This is a genomic window from Paenibacillus sp. J2TS4, from assembly GCF_018403245.1.
Taxonomy (GTDB): domain Bacteria; phylum Bacillota; class Bacilli; order Paenibacillales; family NBRC-103111; genus Paenibacillus_L.
On sequence record NZ_BOSH01000002.1, the window covers coordinates 313,510 to 328,828 of the forward strand.

A 15,319-nucleotide genomic window follows, 5' to 3' on the forward strand; every position below is an offset into this window, starting at 1 on the left:
ACATTTCATCTAGGAAAAAACATACCATACCCGAACAGCAGCAGAGATGGATAATTCGCCTGGTTGGACGGGGGTAACCGTACTGGCCGCAAGGACAGAGGCCTGATAGAGAACAGGCTCGGCAGGTCGGGATAGCTCTTGGACTTTACAGGGAATTGCGGTTAAGGACATACCCAAAGCATTGGCGATCGTTATCGCTTTGTTCCGGGCATTCCGAATGGCAAGGGACAGGGCTCGCTGCTGGTATACTTCTGGATGGGCCATTGTAAAGCGGATCCCTGTAACCCTATTCGCTCCATGGGCCACGGCGGTATCGACTATCTCTCCCGTTTGTCCTACTTTCTCTGTAATGATTTCCAGCAGGTGAGTCACATTATATCCGCGAAAAATTTGTTTGCCTTCCTGATAATCGTATTGAATTTCGATCCGATAATCCTGGGTCTGTATCTTTTGTCTTGGAATGTTAAGCGTAAGCAGGGAATGAATGATATTATTTACAACATTGGCGTTTTCAGCTTGGATCGTTTGCAGGACCGGGCCTTCCGTTACGGCTCCGAGAATGATTACAGCCCGATCAGGAATGGCCTGTACCACTCCTCCTCCCATGACTTCAATGACCGGCCGGCATTCAGAATGATTGGAAGCGGATGCCCTGTTAATGGGTTGACCGTTCATCGCGTCACTCCTTTCTTGTGAAGGTATACCTTAAATGTATGAAAAATTGGCCTTAAAGATGCTCTTCTTATATAAATCGGTGTAGGTAGTAAGGGTTTGTAGTTTGTATCGCAACACAAAGTAGTCACTAGTATGGAATTGAGCGCTTCCATATCAACGGCCATCAAACAACAGCACGATGAATGCATGTCAATGCCGAGGAACCATGTAAATATCGTCGTAGAAGACATGCAAAAATACATGTCAGTCGTCAGGAAACCGGTAAACATCAGTATACATCGCAGAAGTTCACAAACATTGCATCGAAAATTGAAGTTAGCTTCGAAAGCCTGCAATTGTACTGCCTTTTAATCCGTTTGTACCGGTTGCTGCAGCAAAGCTGCCAAAATACATCTTTCTTCTTGCTTCGATGGAGAATGGGGTGGTTTGGTACGGAAATTCATGTAGGATCGCAGGCATTTTCTCATTACAGCTTGTTTCGATAAGGAATCCATGTATAATTGCATGAATTCGTATTTCGTTTCGCAAGGGGAGTCGCTAGCCAACAACCCATCTCATCTCAAGTATGGACTAGTAAATGCGTACGCACAAAAAATACATGCCGTTCTCCACCAAACCGGGAAAATCGGTCAAATCACTAAATTCAGCTCCCCTAGGTGCGAACCCTAAGCTCACATGAAAACCCCGGGACATTCGCACCAGCGTAGCGACGCGGGTTTCGGGGATTTTACGAAAAAATACGGTCTGAAATAAGACGCAAAAATGGGGATTCGCACTTTCGGGCTCACGGGCCCTTGTGGTATGCTGTATTTGAGACTCCGCAGTCGCACTCTACATGAGTGCGTGGATTGAAATCGTACATCATCATTGTTTTGTTAGTTTTGTTTAAATGTCGCACTCTACATGAGTGCGTGGATTGAAATAGGTCACGCCAGCGCCGCATGGGTAACGCGATTGTCGAGTCGCACTCTACATGAGTGCGTGGATTGAAATGTCTCTCATAATCATCTACTATTAAGCTATCGCGGGTCGCACTCTGCATGAGTGCGTGGATTAAAATATGGGATACTTGTTGCATTCGGCCATAAGTCGCACTCTACGTGTGGCAAGGGATGAGGGGATTATAATGGTGTCGATTGAACTGTTTCATTATTATGAGCGGGAGACAGGGCCTTTTCGCAATCTATCGGATTTAAGTTTGGACGAGGCGAGGGACGTTCTCCATGAGCTTCGACAATCAGGAGAGGTTTTTTCCAGTCAACGCTCGGACGATTATATGGAAATCCGGCGTGATCTGGAGGATAGAGCGAGAGAGCTGTTTATTAGAAAGGGCGGTCAACCTATTCGCAAGCGTCCTCATTATATGACCTTGGGCGAATGCCCCTGGCTTAAGGGCTGGTATCGGGAAGGGCGGCAATTAATAATTCCTATAGAACAATTTGATGCTAAAGCCGTCAGTTTCACTTATGGGGATCTTTTTCCGACGATGAGATACAATGACGACAGACCCTATCGCAAGCAAGTCTATACTATGCAAGAAATAAGGGATATCATAGCCGAATATGGGATGCCTCAACAATGGAATAAAGACGGGACCAACGGTCCCGAACGATATATTGAGGCACAGGTATGGGACAATCGGCCCCTTTTGAAATACATGAAATCAGAGGTTTAAAGAAATCTGATGATATTTACTTAACTTTCGCAGCTTGAACTCGCTAATTTGCCGGGTCATGTCTGGATAAGGGCACAGCTACTCTGAAAATAAGCCATCATTATCACCCTACTGATGTGCTGCATGACGGTACCGTGATGCTTTCCGACTTCGTCTACCTTGAAAATCCGTCTACTTTCATTTTCTGCTGGTGCCGTACTTGCAGGGGGCTAAACAGCGGCCGTCTAAATGGATTTCATACAGCTAGTTTGCTCCTCTGGAGAGAAAGACGGAAACTAAGTGGAAAAACCGCAGCTAGTTTGTGCAAAAAAGGCGATTTCAGCAAAAAAACTCGATTCTAAATGCAGTTTTTCCATTTACTCTAATCACCCTCCACCATTGACTTGAATTTACCTACATGAAATACAGCTAAACCGTCTTTACCCATTAGAAAGCAATGGTTTTCTATTTGTGCAACATTTATATCCAAACTTATATTTCACCAGTTAAATCAATCTTTTAAATCGATTTTCGCTCTGCGAAAGTTGGGATATATTAATTAATGTTTCTCGTTATTCATTTTTCAAATAATTAGCTGCTGCTTTATTGAGAAAATAAGTGTAACCTACTTGCCATTGCTCTAACATATTTCTGTGAAAATCATCAACGATGAAAAACTCGGTCTGATTTAGAAAGTCTTGCGGTGTAGATGGATGCCCTTTTTTTTCTAAAAAGGTTAAATGTTCTTTTATACGTTCCAATACTTTCGGATCGTTTGCAGAGAAGCCTTCTTGTAAAAATCGAATCATATCTTCATTAAATGACTGTGCTTCCATGGCCGAGTCGTTCATTGATTCCACATCCATGGTTTGATTCGATAAGTCAAACTCATATTCGTTTTTCAAATGTTCATTGTGGTCTTTTAAGGCTTCGCGCCATTCTTTTTCCGTTTTAAACCCTTCAAACATAGTTTCCATATCTATAACGACTCCTTCTTCGGCACTTTTGATAGTAGAATTGATCGTCTTGATCAGTCCTTTAAATCTATCGATTTTATGTTCTAATAAATATTTTTGCTGAATCAACGTTTTTTCCCTGTCGATATTTCCGTCGAGCAATCGTTTGATTTCTTGAAGAGGAAAATCCAGTTCTTTATAAAACAGGATTTGCTGTAATCGTTCGATATCTTTTTTTCCATATAATCGATAGCCGGCGTCTGTCGTTTGTTCCGGAATCAAGAGACCTATTTTGTGATAATGATGTAACGTCTTCACTGTTGTATGAGCCAGTTTGGCAACTTCATGAACGGTGAACATTTCTTTTCCTCCTTTCCATATTCTTTATACTAAAGTATCCTCTAAGGTAAGAGTCAACTCATTGGTTCATTTTTTTCTTTGGGCCCCATACGTGAATATACAAAAGCAAACGGCTATAACAAGACTAGCTATAATCAGTAAATAGTAGCTGATTGCGGGTGAATGGCCGAATGTAGATTGTGATGCTCTAACTACCCAGTTCACCGGATTTATTATGGAAATAATACTTACCCACTGTGGCAACAGATTGTCCGGCATAAAGGCCGAGGATAAGAAAATCAATGGGAAGGACAGAAATTGCATCACAGCGATCATCGTGGAGTGCTTTTTCGTTAGAACAGCAATTCCTATGGAAATAGCTCCGATAAGACAAGAGAAGAGTGCTGGCGTAATGAGAAAAAGTAATGGAGAAAGAATCCCGGTCGGCAGTTTGAACCCCATAAAAAGGCCGATAATCACCAATAATAAAGATTGAATCCATTGAAAAATAAAAATATATAATAAATCACCAGCAATGAAAACGAGATTACGCTTTGGTGCGACTAAGTATCGGTTAAATATTCCTTCTCTCATGTCATCTAACGTACTCATTCCCAGATATATTCCACCAAATAGAGCATTCATGATCAAAATTCCGGGTAGAATATAAGCTGCGTAATTTGAACCTTCAAAACCGGTGACAGAAGAAATACTTGAAAATATCGTGCCAAATAGGACGAGAAAAATCAAAGGTTGAAACATTGAAAGGATAATTGCTATTGGATTTTTAATTAATGGTGTCCATCTCTTTTTTGCTAATAATAGGATTAACGATATATTGCTCATTGTATATCCCCTTTCTCTTTGAAGTTTGCCAAATAAAGATCATTTAAATTAGCTTGTTTAAGCTCGCTAGATGCAATGTCGGCATCGTTATGGATTAAAAATTTCAATAATTTGGACAAAATTTCTTGCCCCTTACTACTAATAACTGTTAACGAAGTGGGCTTTATTTGATAATCGACGACTTCAGTCAGGTCAGATACATACTCATCCAATGTCTGAGTCATTGTGGGATTTAGTGTGCTATAGTGAATTTCAATATGATCAGCTGCAAGTTGGTTGATTAGTTCTTTTGGTGTTCCCATATCCAGTATTTTTCCGTTGTTCATTAGTGCAATATCAGTCGCCACATCGTTCAATTCATCCAGATAATGGGTAGTTACAAAAATGGTGGTTCTTTCCCTGTAAGAAATAGTTGAAATGATTTGCCACAATGTATTTCTAGCTTCGGGATCTAATCCGGTTGTAGGCTCATCCAGTAAAAGAACTTCGGGTTGGTGAAGTAAACTTATGGCAATATCCAGTTTTCTTTTCATTCCACCTGAGTAAGTACCGACTAAATCATTGGATACTTGATGCAAGTTAAACTCCTTTAACAGGTATTCTCCTCGCTCCTTTATTTTTGAAGTTCTCATGCCATACATTTTTCCCGCAATCCATAAGTTTTCCCAAGCTGTTCCGGTTGAAAATACAGTTGTTTGCTGGAACGTGACTCCAACTTTTTTTCTAACCGGTTTCACATTAGAAACAACATCTAAATCTGAGATGGTTACGGTTCCTTCATCGGGTAACGATAACGTAGCTAAGATTCGGGTCAAAGTAGACTTTCCGGCTCCATTTGGACCCATCAGTCCAAAAATCGAGCCTTTTTTTACTTTGAGAGATACCTTATCCAAGGCCGTTTTTTTGCCAAATGCTTTGCTAACATCGTGTAAAGCTATTTCATAATGTTCATCCATACTGTTCCCTCCTCGTATTTCTTACAAAAGGAACTATAAGCTATCCTCTAAGAGGAGAGTCAACTATCTGTTTCACTTTTATAGTGAAGTCTATCATTTACACAATTTTACGAGCATATTTTACAGGAGCAGGAGGGTGTACTCTTACAGAAAATGGAACTCCTTCGTTCCAGCCTTGCAGCTATCGAGGCCCTTTGACAATGCGGATTGTATATCTTGCGTCCAATCTTTGAAGCCAAGGAAGAATGGTATCCAGCCTGTTGAGTACGCCAAAGAGCACCATCTCGATTTCTGGTCCAACTTGTACTAACGGAGTATATTAGACATTAAATATTAATGTTATTAATTATTAATGAAATAAATATTCGATAATTATTAAACTAAGCCCAGTGGCACCTCCCCGCGGAACAGAAGGGAAATTCACTTATTTCTTGTAAGTCATGATACAATGGAATTATACACACAGCGGGCAGAAAGAAGGGACTCTTCATGGCAATAAAACTTGGGGTGCTGGATCTGGTTCCGGTTCTGGAAGCAAGTGATTCGGCAGCCGCATTGGAGCAGGCCGTACGACTGGCCAGAACGGCTGAGGAGCTCGGCTACTCCCGTTATTGGGCCGCGGAGCATCATGACCTTCCAGGCTTGGCCTGTCCTGCGCCCGAGGTGCTGCTGGCTTATATCGGGGCACAGACGGAACGAATACGGCTCGGCTCAGGGGCATTATTGTTGCCACATTACAAGCCAATTAAGGTAGCAGAGACATTTCGCCTGCTGGCCTCCTTGTGCCCTGGCCGAATGGACTTAGGCATCGGGCGGGCTCCCGGCGGGTCAGCTCACGTCAGTCTTGCGCTGAGCGATAATTTTTTGGATAACGTCAGAAGACTGCCGGAGTCAATACAGGCATTATCCGCTTTGCTGACCGACCAATACGAGTTGGAGGGGCATCCGGTGACCGCCCGCCCGATTCCGCCCTGCCCTCCGGAATTGTGGATGCTGGGCACGAATGATCGGAGTGCCTCTTATGCGGCCCAATTCGGAACAGGCTATGTATTTGGTCAGTTTATGAGTGAACGCGACGGGGTGGAGGTGCTGTCTGCTTACAGAAAACAGTTCCAGCCTTCGGCACTAGCCCAAGCGCCTCAAGCGGTCGTTGCCATAAACATCCTATGTGCGGAGACCGAGGAGGAAGCTTTAAGACTTGCTTCAGAAGGAAGTTCTATGTGGAATCCGCATGGAAACAAGAAGGAAGAATCACAGACAGTTAAGCCCAATGGGCTGGTTGGAACCGCTGAACAGGTTAAAGCCCGATTGGAGGAATATCAAAAGCTGTATGGAGTCGATGAATTCCTCGCAGTGACTCTAACCGGCGATTACAATAGCCGCCTGCGCTCTTATGAGCTGTTGGCGCAAGCATTAAGCAGGTGCGAAGACGCTGATTTGAATGCGTAAGAAGACTTAACTAACATATAGATAAGATAGGGGCAGCAGTTAAGTAAAAGGTAAGTTAAAGGTAAGGTTGCTATGTGCGCAACAGTATGGTACTATGTGTTCGTAGACAAATTTTAACCTTAAATTTCACATATTGAAAAAGGTTGTCATTTGTGCGATGATCCCTTTTTCAATATGTGATTTTTGTTTGTCTGCAAAAAAAAACATGTTAATAAAATGGTTGGAGGTAATTCAATTATGGAAACAGGCACAGTGAAATGGTTTAACGCAGAAAAAGGTTTTGGCTTTATCGAAGTGGAAGGCGGAGATGACGTATTCGTTCATTTCTCAGCTATTCAAGGCGATGGCTTCAAAACTTTGGACGAAGGTCAACGTGTGGAATTTAACATTGTTCAAGGAAACCGCGGACCTCAAGCTGAGAATGTTGTAAAACTGTAACAGTAAGAAATTAAAAAACTGCCTTTAACATTGGTTAAAGGCAGTTTTTTTGGGAATATAAACAAATCAATACCTGTAACCCCGCGCTATCCTTCCCCGTATGACCGAGAAACCGCATATCATTCGCAGCCTCAGCATGGCTTATAGTCAGAAACAATATGATTCGATAGAGAGGAAGATCGATAAGAATGCTTCAGGAGAAAACAGGGGGTTGGCGAAAGAAAATTGCTCCTTATGAAAAATCTCGAATAAAACATAGTGTGTGGCAGCTCTTTAATACTCTGCTGCCGTTTTTTTTGCTCTGGTACTTGGCCTATCTGAGCTTATCCCTATCCTATTGGCTCACCCTTGCGCTAGCTGTGCTGGCCGGTGGGTTTTTGATAAGAATTTTTATTATTTTTCATGACTGCTGTCATTCATCATTTTTTAAAAATCGGCTGGCCAATGAGATCGTCGGAACGATAACCGGTATTTTGACTTATTGCCCCTACCACCAATGGCGCTACAGCCATTCTGTTCATCATGCTTCAAGCGGTAATTTGAATAAACGGGGGACGGGGGACATCTGGACACTTACCGTGGATGAATATTTATCCGCCTCTCCTCTAAAACGATTGGCTTATCGTCTCTATCGAAATCCTTTCGTCATGTTTGGTTTGGGTCCCATTTACATTTTTCTGATCGATTACAGGTTTAACCGGAAACGTGCGGGGCGTAAGGAGCGGCTAAACACCTATCTCACTAACCTCGGCATTGTTTCTATAGCGTGTTTACTATGTTGGGCTATAGGCTGGCAGGCATTTCTACTGGTGCAGGGTCCGATTTTCTTTGTCTCTGGGGCAGTTGGCGTCTGGCTGTTCTATGTTCAGCATCAATTCGAGGAAACGTATTTTGAGAAAGAAGAGGATTGGGATTACGTTAAGGCGGCTTTGCAAGGCAGCTCCTACTACAAATTACCGAAGCTTCTGCATTGGATCACAGGTAATATCGGCTACCACCACATTCACCATTTAAGTCCGCGTATTCCAAATTACAATCTCGAAGCGGTTCATAACCATCATCCATTCTTGCAGGATGTCAAGGCAGTCACAATAGCTTCCAGCTTCCGCTCACTCCGCTTTCGAATCTGGAACGAGCAAAGCAAATCATTTATTGGATTCAGAGAACTTCGGCGAATATCCGTCAAACGTAATGTATAGCCGAAGAACTATGCTTTAGAAAACGGACGAGCTAGAGGTTGTAAATACAGCACTTATCTACCCTTATGATCAAAAGTTAAAGCAGATGGTAATAAAAAATGGTGGCGCGGGAGCAGTCCTCGATCCACCATTCTTTATTTTGTATTAGCGTTCAGATTCCATGCAAATGCGAAATGGCGTGAGCCAGCTGCCGGGATTGTTCGTGTAAAATCTCCAACCGGTTCAAATTGGCCAGCATGCCCCGGAGAATAGCCCGGCGAGGATTCAGTTCCATCAATTCTTGTTCGAGAATATGAAGAGATTCCAGTGCGTCCTGTCGTTCCTCCTCCCCGATAGATAGGGAAGACAAGTTGGTTCTCATTTGTTGAGCCAATAGCAGAGGAGGAGGATTCCCGGCGGACTTCATATGAATGGCTTGAAACATAGCCGGCCAGTTATTCTCCGAAATTAAAGGAGCTGGCTGTTCCTCCTGCAGACCTCTCGCCACGTAATCGAGCGTAGTCATCACATACCCGCTGATCTGCTCGATATTAAGCTCTACCTCATCGACCAGGTTAATCCCCATAAAAGTAGCGGTTAGGCCCCCTAATATAATCGAAGCATCCAAAGTATAAGGCTGAAAGGAGTCCCCGTAGACTTCAATTAACGATTCCGTTAAGGCTTGCAAAGCTTTAATATGGATTCCCCGCAAAAATTGCTTGATTTCTGCATTGGAAAACCCGGGATTTTCCCGAATTTGGATTGTGACGAACTCGGGATATTCCAGCCACATGTTTAAATGGACCTCAATTTTTTTCAACAGACGTTGGCGAGGGCTAAGCTCTGTGTCTTGCTGGATCCATTGCATTCTATCGTCAAACAGCTGGTGAAAATATTTGTAAATGTCCAGCAGCAATTCTTCCTTGGAGGAAAAATGCAGGTATACGCTTCCTTTGGACATTTTGCAGTATTGCGCAATTTCCTGCATCGTCGTTTGTGTATATCCTTGAGTCGCGAACAGCTTCATGGCGGAGACGAGAATCTGCTGCTTTCGGTCAATAACTTTGTCCTGCATGATAACATTCACCTCAAAATGGGTCCGGTCCATCAATGACTCATGATTGACCTTCATCGTACCTGAGCATCCGTTAGGTTGTCAATCTGGAGGAATTCGGCATAGAGGCTCCGAGGCAAACCGTCGCAGCTAATAAAATTTTTTAGTAAATTTATCTTGAAATTCGGAACGAACCTAATTATAATGAGTTCAAATCAAATGAATGCAATTATAAATTCGATGATGAGAAAGAGTAAGTTATCGTTCCGATCTGACAGAGAGTTGGGGGAGCTGCAAACCAACGTTCGGAGCCTGACTGAAAGCCATCTCTGAGAAGCAGGCTGAAACTTTACAGTAAGCTCTGCCGCAGGTCCAGCGTTACAGGGAACGCGTATTGATAGATACGTTGCAGAGTGTCACGATTTATTTGGTCGTGAAACGAGGGTGGTAACACGGGTATAAACTCGTCCCTAGACAGGGGCGGGTTTTTTTGTTTTTTAGGATTTCCGTTATTTAGGATTCATAAAAGGGACATTGCAAATGTCCTGAATTAAACATTCTATACAAGGTGGGAATGAACATGGATAAAAGCTCAATGAAGGATTATTTATCACCGGCTGTACGGACGATACCACCTTCTGCTATTCGCAAATTTTTCGATTTGGTTGAGGGCAGTAAGGACATCATTTCGCTAGGAGTAGGAGAGCCGGATTTTGTTACTCCGAAGCTGGCCAGGGAAGCGTGCATGCTTGCTCTGGAAAAAGGAAGAACAACATATACCCCGAATGCCGGTCTTCCTGAGCTAAGGGAAGAAATCGCGAATTATCTGTATACCCAGTTTCAAGTAAAATACGATCCGGCGGATGAGGTATTGGTTACAGTCGGAGGAAGCGAAGCGATCGATCTCGCCTTGCGGGCACTAGTGACGCCCGGTGATGAAATATTGATCCCTGTTCCTTGCTATATTTCGTATTCGCCGATCACTTCGTTGGGAGGCGGCATACCGGTTGAAATCGAAACGTTCGCCCACAATAACTTCAAGCTTACGGCAGAAGCTCTGACAAGTAAACTCACGCCGCGCTCCAAAGTGCTTATCGTCTGTTATCCGAACAACCCTACCGGGGGAATTATGACTTATGAGGATTGGCTGCCCATCGCCAAAGTGGTTGAGGAGAATGATCTGATCGTCATTTCCGACGAAATTTATGCGGAACTGACCTATGACCGCAAGCATGTCAGCCTGGCTTCCATCCCCGGAATGAAGGAGCGAACGATTCTGGTCAGCGGGTTCTCCAAAGCGTTCGCCATGACCGGGTGGAGGTTAGGCTATGCCTGCGGCCATCCGGAGCTCATCTCTGCCATGCTGAAAATCCACCAATACACCATTATGTGCGCTCCCATTATGGGGCAGGTTGCCGCATGGGAATCGCTTCGCAACGGATTGGAAGAGAAGGACCGCATGATGGACTCCTACAATCAGCGGCGGCGGATGGTGGTCCAAGGATTAACGCAGATCGGCCTGCCTTGCCATGAGCCGCAAGGGGCGTTTTATGCTTTTCCATCCATCTCACATACCGGACTTAGCTCGGAGGAATTCGCCCAGCGGATGTTGGCAGAAGCCAAGGTTGTTGCGGTTCCAGGCAACGCTTTTGGGCATGGCGGAGAAGGCTTTATCCGCTGCTCCTATGCGACTTCGATGGCCCAACTTGAGGAGGCTCTAGCGAGGATAGACCGTTTCCTCCAAAGCTTGCCCAGATTCAGTTAGGACGATGGATTAAGAATAACGGGCTCAATGATGACTCGTTCTTCAATCTCTTGCTCCTCCTATCTGATTGGAAATTTGGTTAGCCGCACGCATGACTAATTGACCCGCCCGGTCCAATTTTTCCTGAGGAAGCCGCCATTTGGGACCGGCCACACTGATTGCGGCGACCACCTCGCCAAGATGATTGAAAATAGGAGCCGCGGCGCAATGAACTTCCGGTTCATGTTCTCCCAGATCCAAAGCATATCCGCGCCTCCGAATCGTATCCAGGTCTTGGAGGAGCTCGGAGCTGGTAGTGAGGGTATGCTCCGTAAACCGGACCAGGCCTTCATCGATAACGGCTTCGATAAGGGAGGGGGACGAGAAAGCGAGAATCGCTTTGCCAACTCCTGTGCAATAGAGAGGATTGCGGGTGCCCAGATTGGAATGCATGCGGATTGGTTTGCTCGTCTCCACTTTTTCGATATAGACGACCCGCTTCCCGTCCCTAATGACGAGGTGAACGGTTTCGCCGCTCGCTTCCATCAATTCATGCAAATGCCGGCTGGCTGCCCGTCTTAAATCTATATGCTTCATCGCGGCTGCAGCCAGACGCATACTGTACGTACCGATGACATACTTGTCTGTATGAGGATGCTGATCGACCAGTTGAAACTGCTGGAAGGCGGCCAGATGTTTACAAACGCTGCTCGCATGCTCGCCTGAATGACGGGCAAGCTCGGAAACAGAGACCCCTTCCGGCCGATCGGCGGAAAGAATCAACAGACTGTCCAATATGCGAAGAGCTTTAATTACGGTAGAAGAAGCGGCTTTATTGAGTAATGAATCCTTTTCTGTCATAGAATCCTCCTGTATGGATATGAAATGGAAATACCATTTAATTCAAAAATAATACTTGACGCGATCCAGAAACGTTAGCTAAGATTGCTATATACAATAAGAAATTAATTTCTATATTAGAAATTATACCTGCACAGAACCGGATTGCAAATAGGGGGCAAAGAAGCACGAATTGACACATGACCTTAATAATCAGGTTGCCAAGGGAGCGGAACTAATCTTCAAAGAGCTTCCAATAACAGCTGCCCTGTCTGGGATGCTGCCGGAGCTTCCTGCGGTTCAGAAGCTCGGGGGCATGATTTACGCTTCATATAAGCTGCCGACATCTATCAAGGATGAGAGAGAATGGCAACTAAACGCAGGAAGGGAGTCGAAGGATGCGAAATTTACGGGAGAAAATGAAAGCGCTTGTATATGAAGGGCCTCGAATCATGAACATGCGTGAGGTGGAGGTGCCTGTCCCCGGGAAGGGAGAGCTTCTTATTAAAGTGGAAGCGGCGGGTATATGCGGATCGGAGCTAGGCGGGTACCTGGGCCATAATTCTTTACGCAAGCCCCCCCTTGTGATGGGACATGAATTTACCGGAACGGTAGCGGTTGTTGGTGAGGGGAAGAGGCCGATTTTCCGGGCCGGGGACCGGGTAACCGTTAATCCTCTAGTATCGTGTATGCATTGCGATCGGTGCCGGGAAGGGGAGGCCCACCTATGTTCTGGGCGAAAACTGCTGGGAGCCGGCATACCGGGGGCTTATGCCGAATATGTGTTGGTTCCGGCGCGCAATACGTACCCTTTACCAGATGAGGTCAGTTTCATCGAAGGAGCCTTCACGGAACCCTTTGCCTGTGCCATTCATGTTTGCCGACTGCTGAACTTGAAACCGCAGGATCGCTTGCTGATCGTGGGAGCGGGTCCGATTGGACTCTTCACTCTTCAGGCGGCTCTCGGGTACGGGCTTCATCATATCGCCGTGCTGGATATCAATGAGGCTCGGTTGGAGATTGCGAAAGAGCTCGGAGCCGTGACGGCCACTCGGCTGGAGAATCTTAGAGCAGATTTCGTGAATTCCGAGCAGCCGTTGTTTGATGCGGCGGTCGATGCGGTCGGTATGACCGTGACGCGAAATCAATGCATGAACGCGGTCCGGGCAGGTGGAAAAGTAGTCTTTTCCGGACTGCATGAAGCCGACAGTTCATTGCCGATTAATTACGCGATTCGGAATGAACTGATTTTGATGGGAGCCTTCGCCTACTCTCCAGAAGATTTTGAATTAGCGCTGCAATGGGTGACCCGCCAACGGGTAAATTTACTGCCTTGGACAGAAATAGCCCCTCTGTCGGAAGGGGCTGCCTGTTTTGCAAAGCTCTTGGACCATCCGGGTAAAGTGGCCAAAATTATGCTGCAAGTAGCGGACGGATAGAGGCGGGAAATAGATGAATAAGGGCAGATATGCACTTCAACTCGATAGTTTTAGCAACTTTTGCGATTACCGTGTAATTGTGCACTTTAATTCCTTACTTTTTACGAAAAGGGACGTTTTCGTTAGGTCCAGAGGTATTTTTGCACTTCATTCCCATTAGCCGAAACGTTTCTGCTGTACCTCCGCTCTCCATGCAAGTATTGCAGGGTGGAGCGGATATATGATTTAAGGCTTAGCGAGTCCATGCTTCTGGACCAGTAACTTCGAAAGCTCGTGCTTACAGATGCTGAGGAGCAGAACTATGGGAACATTTCTATAAAACAAAAAGTAAGATAGCGAAAAGTTGTATAAAATTACACAAAGTCACATTAAATAGCTGATAAACATCGAAGCTGTGCCAAAGTATACCGTTAAGGAAAAAATATCATTCAACGTTGTAATAAGCGGGCCCGAAGCTACAGCCGGATCGACATTAAAACGATACAGAATAAGCGGGATGATAGTCCCGGCCAATGTGCCGATAATAAGAGTGAGGAACAGGGAACTGCCAACCACCAGGCCGAGAATGGGGCTGCCTTGCCAGAAATAGGCGATGCCGGCTATCAGCAAACCGCAGGTCGTTCCAATAATCAGTCCGACCCCTAACTCGCGAGAGACTAGGCGGATAACGGCCCGTCGATTCAAATCCTGCGATACCAGACCTCTAACGACAACAGCCAACGATTGGGTTCCCGTATTTCCTGTCATCCCGGCAATCATCGGCATGAAGAAGGCGAGGGCTACGACCTGCTGCAGCGTTTCTTCAAAGCCGCTTATAATACTGCCGGAAACGAGACCGAGAAAGAGCAGCAAAATCAACCACGGCAATCTTCGGATCGAAGCGGTCACGGCGCCGGTTTCGAAATCGATCGCTTTGCCGGAAGCCGCGAACTTGCCGATATCTTCATTCGCTTCCTGGATGAAGACGTCGATGACGTCGTCGACGGTAACAATCCCGATGAGCCGTTCGTCGTCATCCACAACCGGCACGGCAATGAAGTCGTATCGTTCAATAAGCCGGGCGACCTCTTCCTGGTCCGCATGAACGTTGACCGAAATGACCCTCGTAAACATGATGTCGTCAATTTGTTGATCGATGTCGGCCAGCAGCAGATCCCGATAGGAGACAACGCCGACCAATTTTTTATCGTTATCGAGAACATAGAGATAATAAAGATTTTCAGCCAATTCTGCAAAAGATTTAAGCTTGTCGATCGCCTCGCGGATCGTAAAATGCTTCTGAATCCATACATACCGGTTCGTCATTATTCCCCCGGCGGTTTCCGGAGGGTATTTCATCAGATTTTTAACGGACTGCTGCTCTTCTTCCTTCATGACAGCGAGAATTTCTTCAATTTTATCTACAGACAGCGTTCCCAGCAAGTCGGCCAGGTCATCGTTCTCCATCAGGTCCATAACGGCGGGCAGCTTGTCGATCCCCAATCTTTGCAGAACCTCGATTTGCGCCTTCACATCCAATTCCTGAATAAGAGCGGCGATTTGCTCGGGAGTCGAAAACAGCAGAAATCTCGTATGATGCTTGCTTGGAAGGTTTTTGTAAAGGACAGCCAGGTCATAGGGTTGAAGCTCGTCGACCGTCGTTTGGAACATTTCCTTATTCTGTTCCTTCAATTGTTTGATAATGAGTAAAGTAAGTTGATTTTCAGACATCTGTATAACCATGGCTACACCCCTTTCTATGTAAGGAACAC

The 15,319-nt window shown here is 45.3% G+C and carries 14 protein-coding genes and 1 other annotated feature; of the genes, 7 read left to right on the forward strand and 7 right to left on the reverse strand.

The genetic code is table 11. The features are described 5' to 3' along the window. Window positions 1–9: 9 nt before the first annotated feature. Window positions 10–675 (reverse strand): SIMPL domain-containing protein, encoded by a 666-nt coding sequence (locus KJS69_RS05660; protein WP_213582444.1) that lies wholly within the window; start codon window positions 673–675, stop codon window positions 10–12. A 1,126-nt stretch (window positions 676–1,801) separates the two neighbouring features. Between KJS69_RS05660 and KJS69_RS05665 the strand changes: the two genes are divergently transcribed. Beyond that, on the forward strand, window positions 1,802–2,350 hold the full coding sequence (locus KJS69_RS05665) for a hypothetical protein (protein ID WP_213582446.1): 549 nt from the start codon (window positions 1,802–1,804) through the stop codon (window positions 2,348–2,350). Between the two features lie 551 nt (window positions 2,351–2,901). On the opposite strand, the gene KJS69_RS05670 is transcribed toward KJS69_RS05665, so the two are convergent. From KJS69_RS05670 to KJS69_RS05680, 3 genes are all read right to left on the reverse strand, one after another. Continuing rightward, the gene (locus tag KJS69_RS05670) at window positions 2,902–3,645 is read right to left on the reverse strand and encodes a MerR family transcriptional regulator (protein WP_213582448.1); all 744 of its coding nucleotides are present in this window, start codon (window positions 3,643–3,645) and stop codon (window positions 2,902–2,904) included. 66 nt (window positions 3,646–3,711) lie between these two features. Beyond that, window positions 3,712–4,470, reverse strand: coding sequence for an ABC transporter permease (locus KJS69_RS05675; RefSeq protein ID WP_213582450.1), 759 nt, complete (start codon window positions 4,468–4,470; stop codon window positions 3,712–3,714). Next, window positions 4,467–5,426: an ABC transporter ATP-binding protein gene (locus tag KJS69_RS05680; protein ID WP_213582452.1), complete on the reverse strand. Its 960-nt coding sequence runs from the start codon at window positions 5,424–5,426 to the stop codon at window positions 4,467–4,469. Before KJS69_RS05680 ends, KJS69_RS05675 begins: the two co-directional genes overlap by 4 nt. 489 nt (window positions 5,427–5,915) lie before the next feature. Between KJS69_RS05680 and KJS69_RS05685 the strand changes: the two genes are divergently transcribed. The 3 genes from KJS69_RS05685 (at window position 5,916) to desA (ending at window position 8,512) form a co-directional block, all read left to right on the forward strand. Next, window positions 5,916–6,875, forward strand: coding sequence for an MsnO8 family LLM class oxidoreductase (locus tag KJS69_RS05685; RefSeq protein ID WP_213582454.1), 960 nt, complete (start codon window positions 5,916–5,918; stop codon window positions 6,873–6,875). Window positions 6,876–7,112: 237 nt separating this feature from the next. After that, the gene (locus KJS69_RS05690; protein WP_213582455.1) at window positions 7,113–7,313 is read left to right on the forward strand and encodes a cold-shock protein; all 201 of its coding nucleotides are present in this window, start codon (window positions 7,113–7,115) and stop codon (window positions 7,311–7,313) included. Window positions 7,314–7,501: 188 nt separating this feature from the next. Then, a complete protein-coding gene (gene desA / locus KJS69_RS05695; protein ID WP_213582457.1) occupies window positions 7,502–8,512 on the forward strand; it encodes a Delta(5) desaturase DesA in 1,011 nt (336 codons plus the stop codon). A gap of 151 nt (window positions 8,513–8,663) precedes the next feature. Here the strand turns inward: desA and KJS69_RS05700 are convergent, their stop codons facing one another. Continuing rightward, complete coding sequence (locus KJS69_RS05700; protein WP_249730383.1) at window positions 8,664–9,623, reverse strand: TetR/AcrR family transcriptional regulator; 960 nt, start codon at window positions 9,621–9,623, stop codon at window positions 8,664–8,666. A 153-nt stretch (window positions 9,624–9,776) separates the two neighbouring features. Further along, window positions 9,777–10,020 (forward strand) — a binding site (T-box leader). Window positions 10,021–10,125: 105 nt separating this feature from the next. On the opposite strand from KJS69_RS05700, the gene KJS69_RS05705 reads away from it, so the two are divergent. After that, window positions 10,126–11,310 carry an aminotransferase class I/II-fold pyridoxal phosphate-dependent enzyme gene (locus KJS69_RS05705; protein WP_283777437.1) on the forward strand — a complete coding sequence of 395 codons (1,185 nt, stop codon included), beginning with the start codon at window positions 10,126–10,128 and terminating at the stop codon, window positions 11,308–11,310. 42 nt (window positions 11,311–11,352) lie between these two features. Here KJS69_RS05705 and KJS69_RS05710 read toward each other — a convergent pair whose 3' ends face one another. Further along, the gene (locus KJS69_RS05710; protein ID WP_213582459.1) at window positions 11,353–12,150 is read right to left on the reverse strand and encodes an IclR family transcriptional regulator; all 798 of its coding nucleotides are present in this window, start codon (window positions 12,148–12,150) and stop codon (window positions 11,353–11,355) included. A 172-nt stretch (window positions 12,151–12,322) separates the two neighbouring features. Here KJS69_RS05710 and KJS69_RS05715 point away from each other — a divergent pair, with 172 nt between their 5' ends. Both KJS69_RS05715 and KJS69_RS05720 read left to right on the forward strand, forming a co-directional pair. Beyond that, window positions 12,323–12,568, forward strand: coding sequence for a hypothetical protein (locus KJS69_RS05715; RefSeq protein ID WP_213582461.1), 246 nt, complete (start codon window positions 12,323–12,325; stop codon window positions 12,566–12,568). Beyond that, window positions 12,528–13,568 carry a galactitol-1-phosphate 5-dehydrogenase gene (locus tag KJS69_RS05720; RefSeq protein ID WP_213582463.1) on the forward strand — a complete coding sequence of 347 codons (1,041 nt, stop codon included), beginning with the start codon at window positions 12,528–12,530 and terminating at the stop codon, window positions 13,566–13,568. The genes KJS69_RS05715 and KJS69_RS05720 overlap by 41 nt, the downstream gene beginning before the upstream one ends. Before the next feature lie 363 nt (window positions 13,569–13,931). Here KJS69_RS05720 and mgtE read toward each other — a convergent pair whose 3' ends face one another. Further along, on the reverse strand, window positions 13,932–15,290 hold the full coding sequence (gene mgtE / locus KJS69_RS05725) for a magnesium transporter (protein ID WP_213582465.1): 1,359 nt from the start codon (window positions 15,288–15,290) through the stop codon (window positions 13,932–13,934). Window positions 15,291–15,319: the final 29 nt, after the last annotated feature.

Excerpts from the sequence above, each read along its gene's own strand:
- KJS69_RS05665 (WP_213582446.1), top strand. The coding sequence starts at position 1,802 with ATGGTGTCGATTGAACTGTTTCATTATTATGAGCGGGAGACAGGGCCT.
- KJS69_RS05660 (WP_213582444.1), bottom strand. The coding sequence starts at position 675 with ATGAACGGTCAACCCATTAACAGGGCATCCGCTTCCAATCATTCTGAA.
- KJS69_RS05670 (WP_213582448.1), bottom strand. The coding sequence starts at position 3,645 with ATGTTCACCGTTCATGAAGTTGCCAAACTGGCTCATACAACAGTGAAG.
- desA (WP_213582457.1), top strand. The coding sequence starts at position 7,502 with ATGCTTCAGGAGAAAACAGGGGGTTGGCGAAAGAAAATTGCTCCTTAT.
- mgtE (WP_213582465.1), bottom strand. The coding sequence starts at position 15,290 with ATGGTTATACAGATGTCTGAAAATCAACTTACTTTACTCATTATCAAA.
- KJS69_RS05685 (WP_213582454.1), top strand. The coding sequence starts at position 5,916 with ATGGCAATAAAACTTGGGGTGCTGGATCTGGTTCCGGTTCTGGAAGCA.
- KJS69_RS05710 (WP_213582459.1), bottom strand. The coding sequence starts at position 12,150 with ATGACAGAAAAGGATTCATTACTCAATAAAGCCGCTTCTTCTACCGTA.
- KJS69_RS05700 (WP_249730383.1), bottom strand. The coding sequence starts at position 9,623 with ATGAAGGTCAATCATGAGTCATTGATGGACCGGACCCATTTTGAGGTG.
- KJS69_RS05690 (WP_213582455.1), top strand. The coding sequence starts at position 7,113 with ATGGAAACAGGCACAGTGAAATGGTTTAACGCAGAAAAAGGTTTTGGC.
- KJS69_RS05675 (WP_213582450.1), bottom strand. The coding sequence starts at position 4,470 with ATGAGCAATATATCGTTAATCCTATTATTAGCAAAAAAGAGATGGACA.
- KJS69_RS05720 (WP_213582463.1), top strand. The coding sequence starts at position 12,528 with ATGCGAAATTTACGGGAGAAAATGAAAGCGCTTGTATATGAAGGGCCT.
- KJS69_RS05705 (WP_283777437.1), top strand. The coding sequence starts at position 10,126 with ATGGATAAAAGCTCAATGAAGGATTATTTATCACCGGCTGTACGGACG.
- KJS69_RS05680 (WP_213582452.1), bottom strand. The coding sequence starts at position 5,426 with ATGGATGAACATTATGAAATAGCTTTACACGATGTTAGCAAAGCATTT.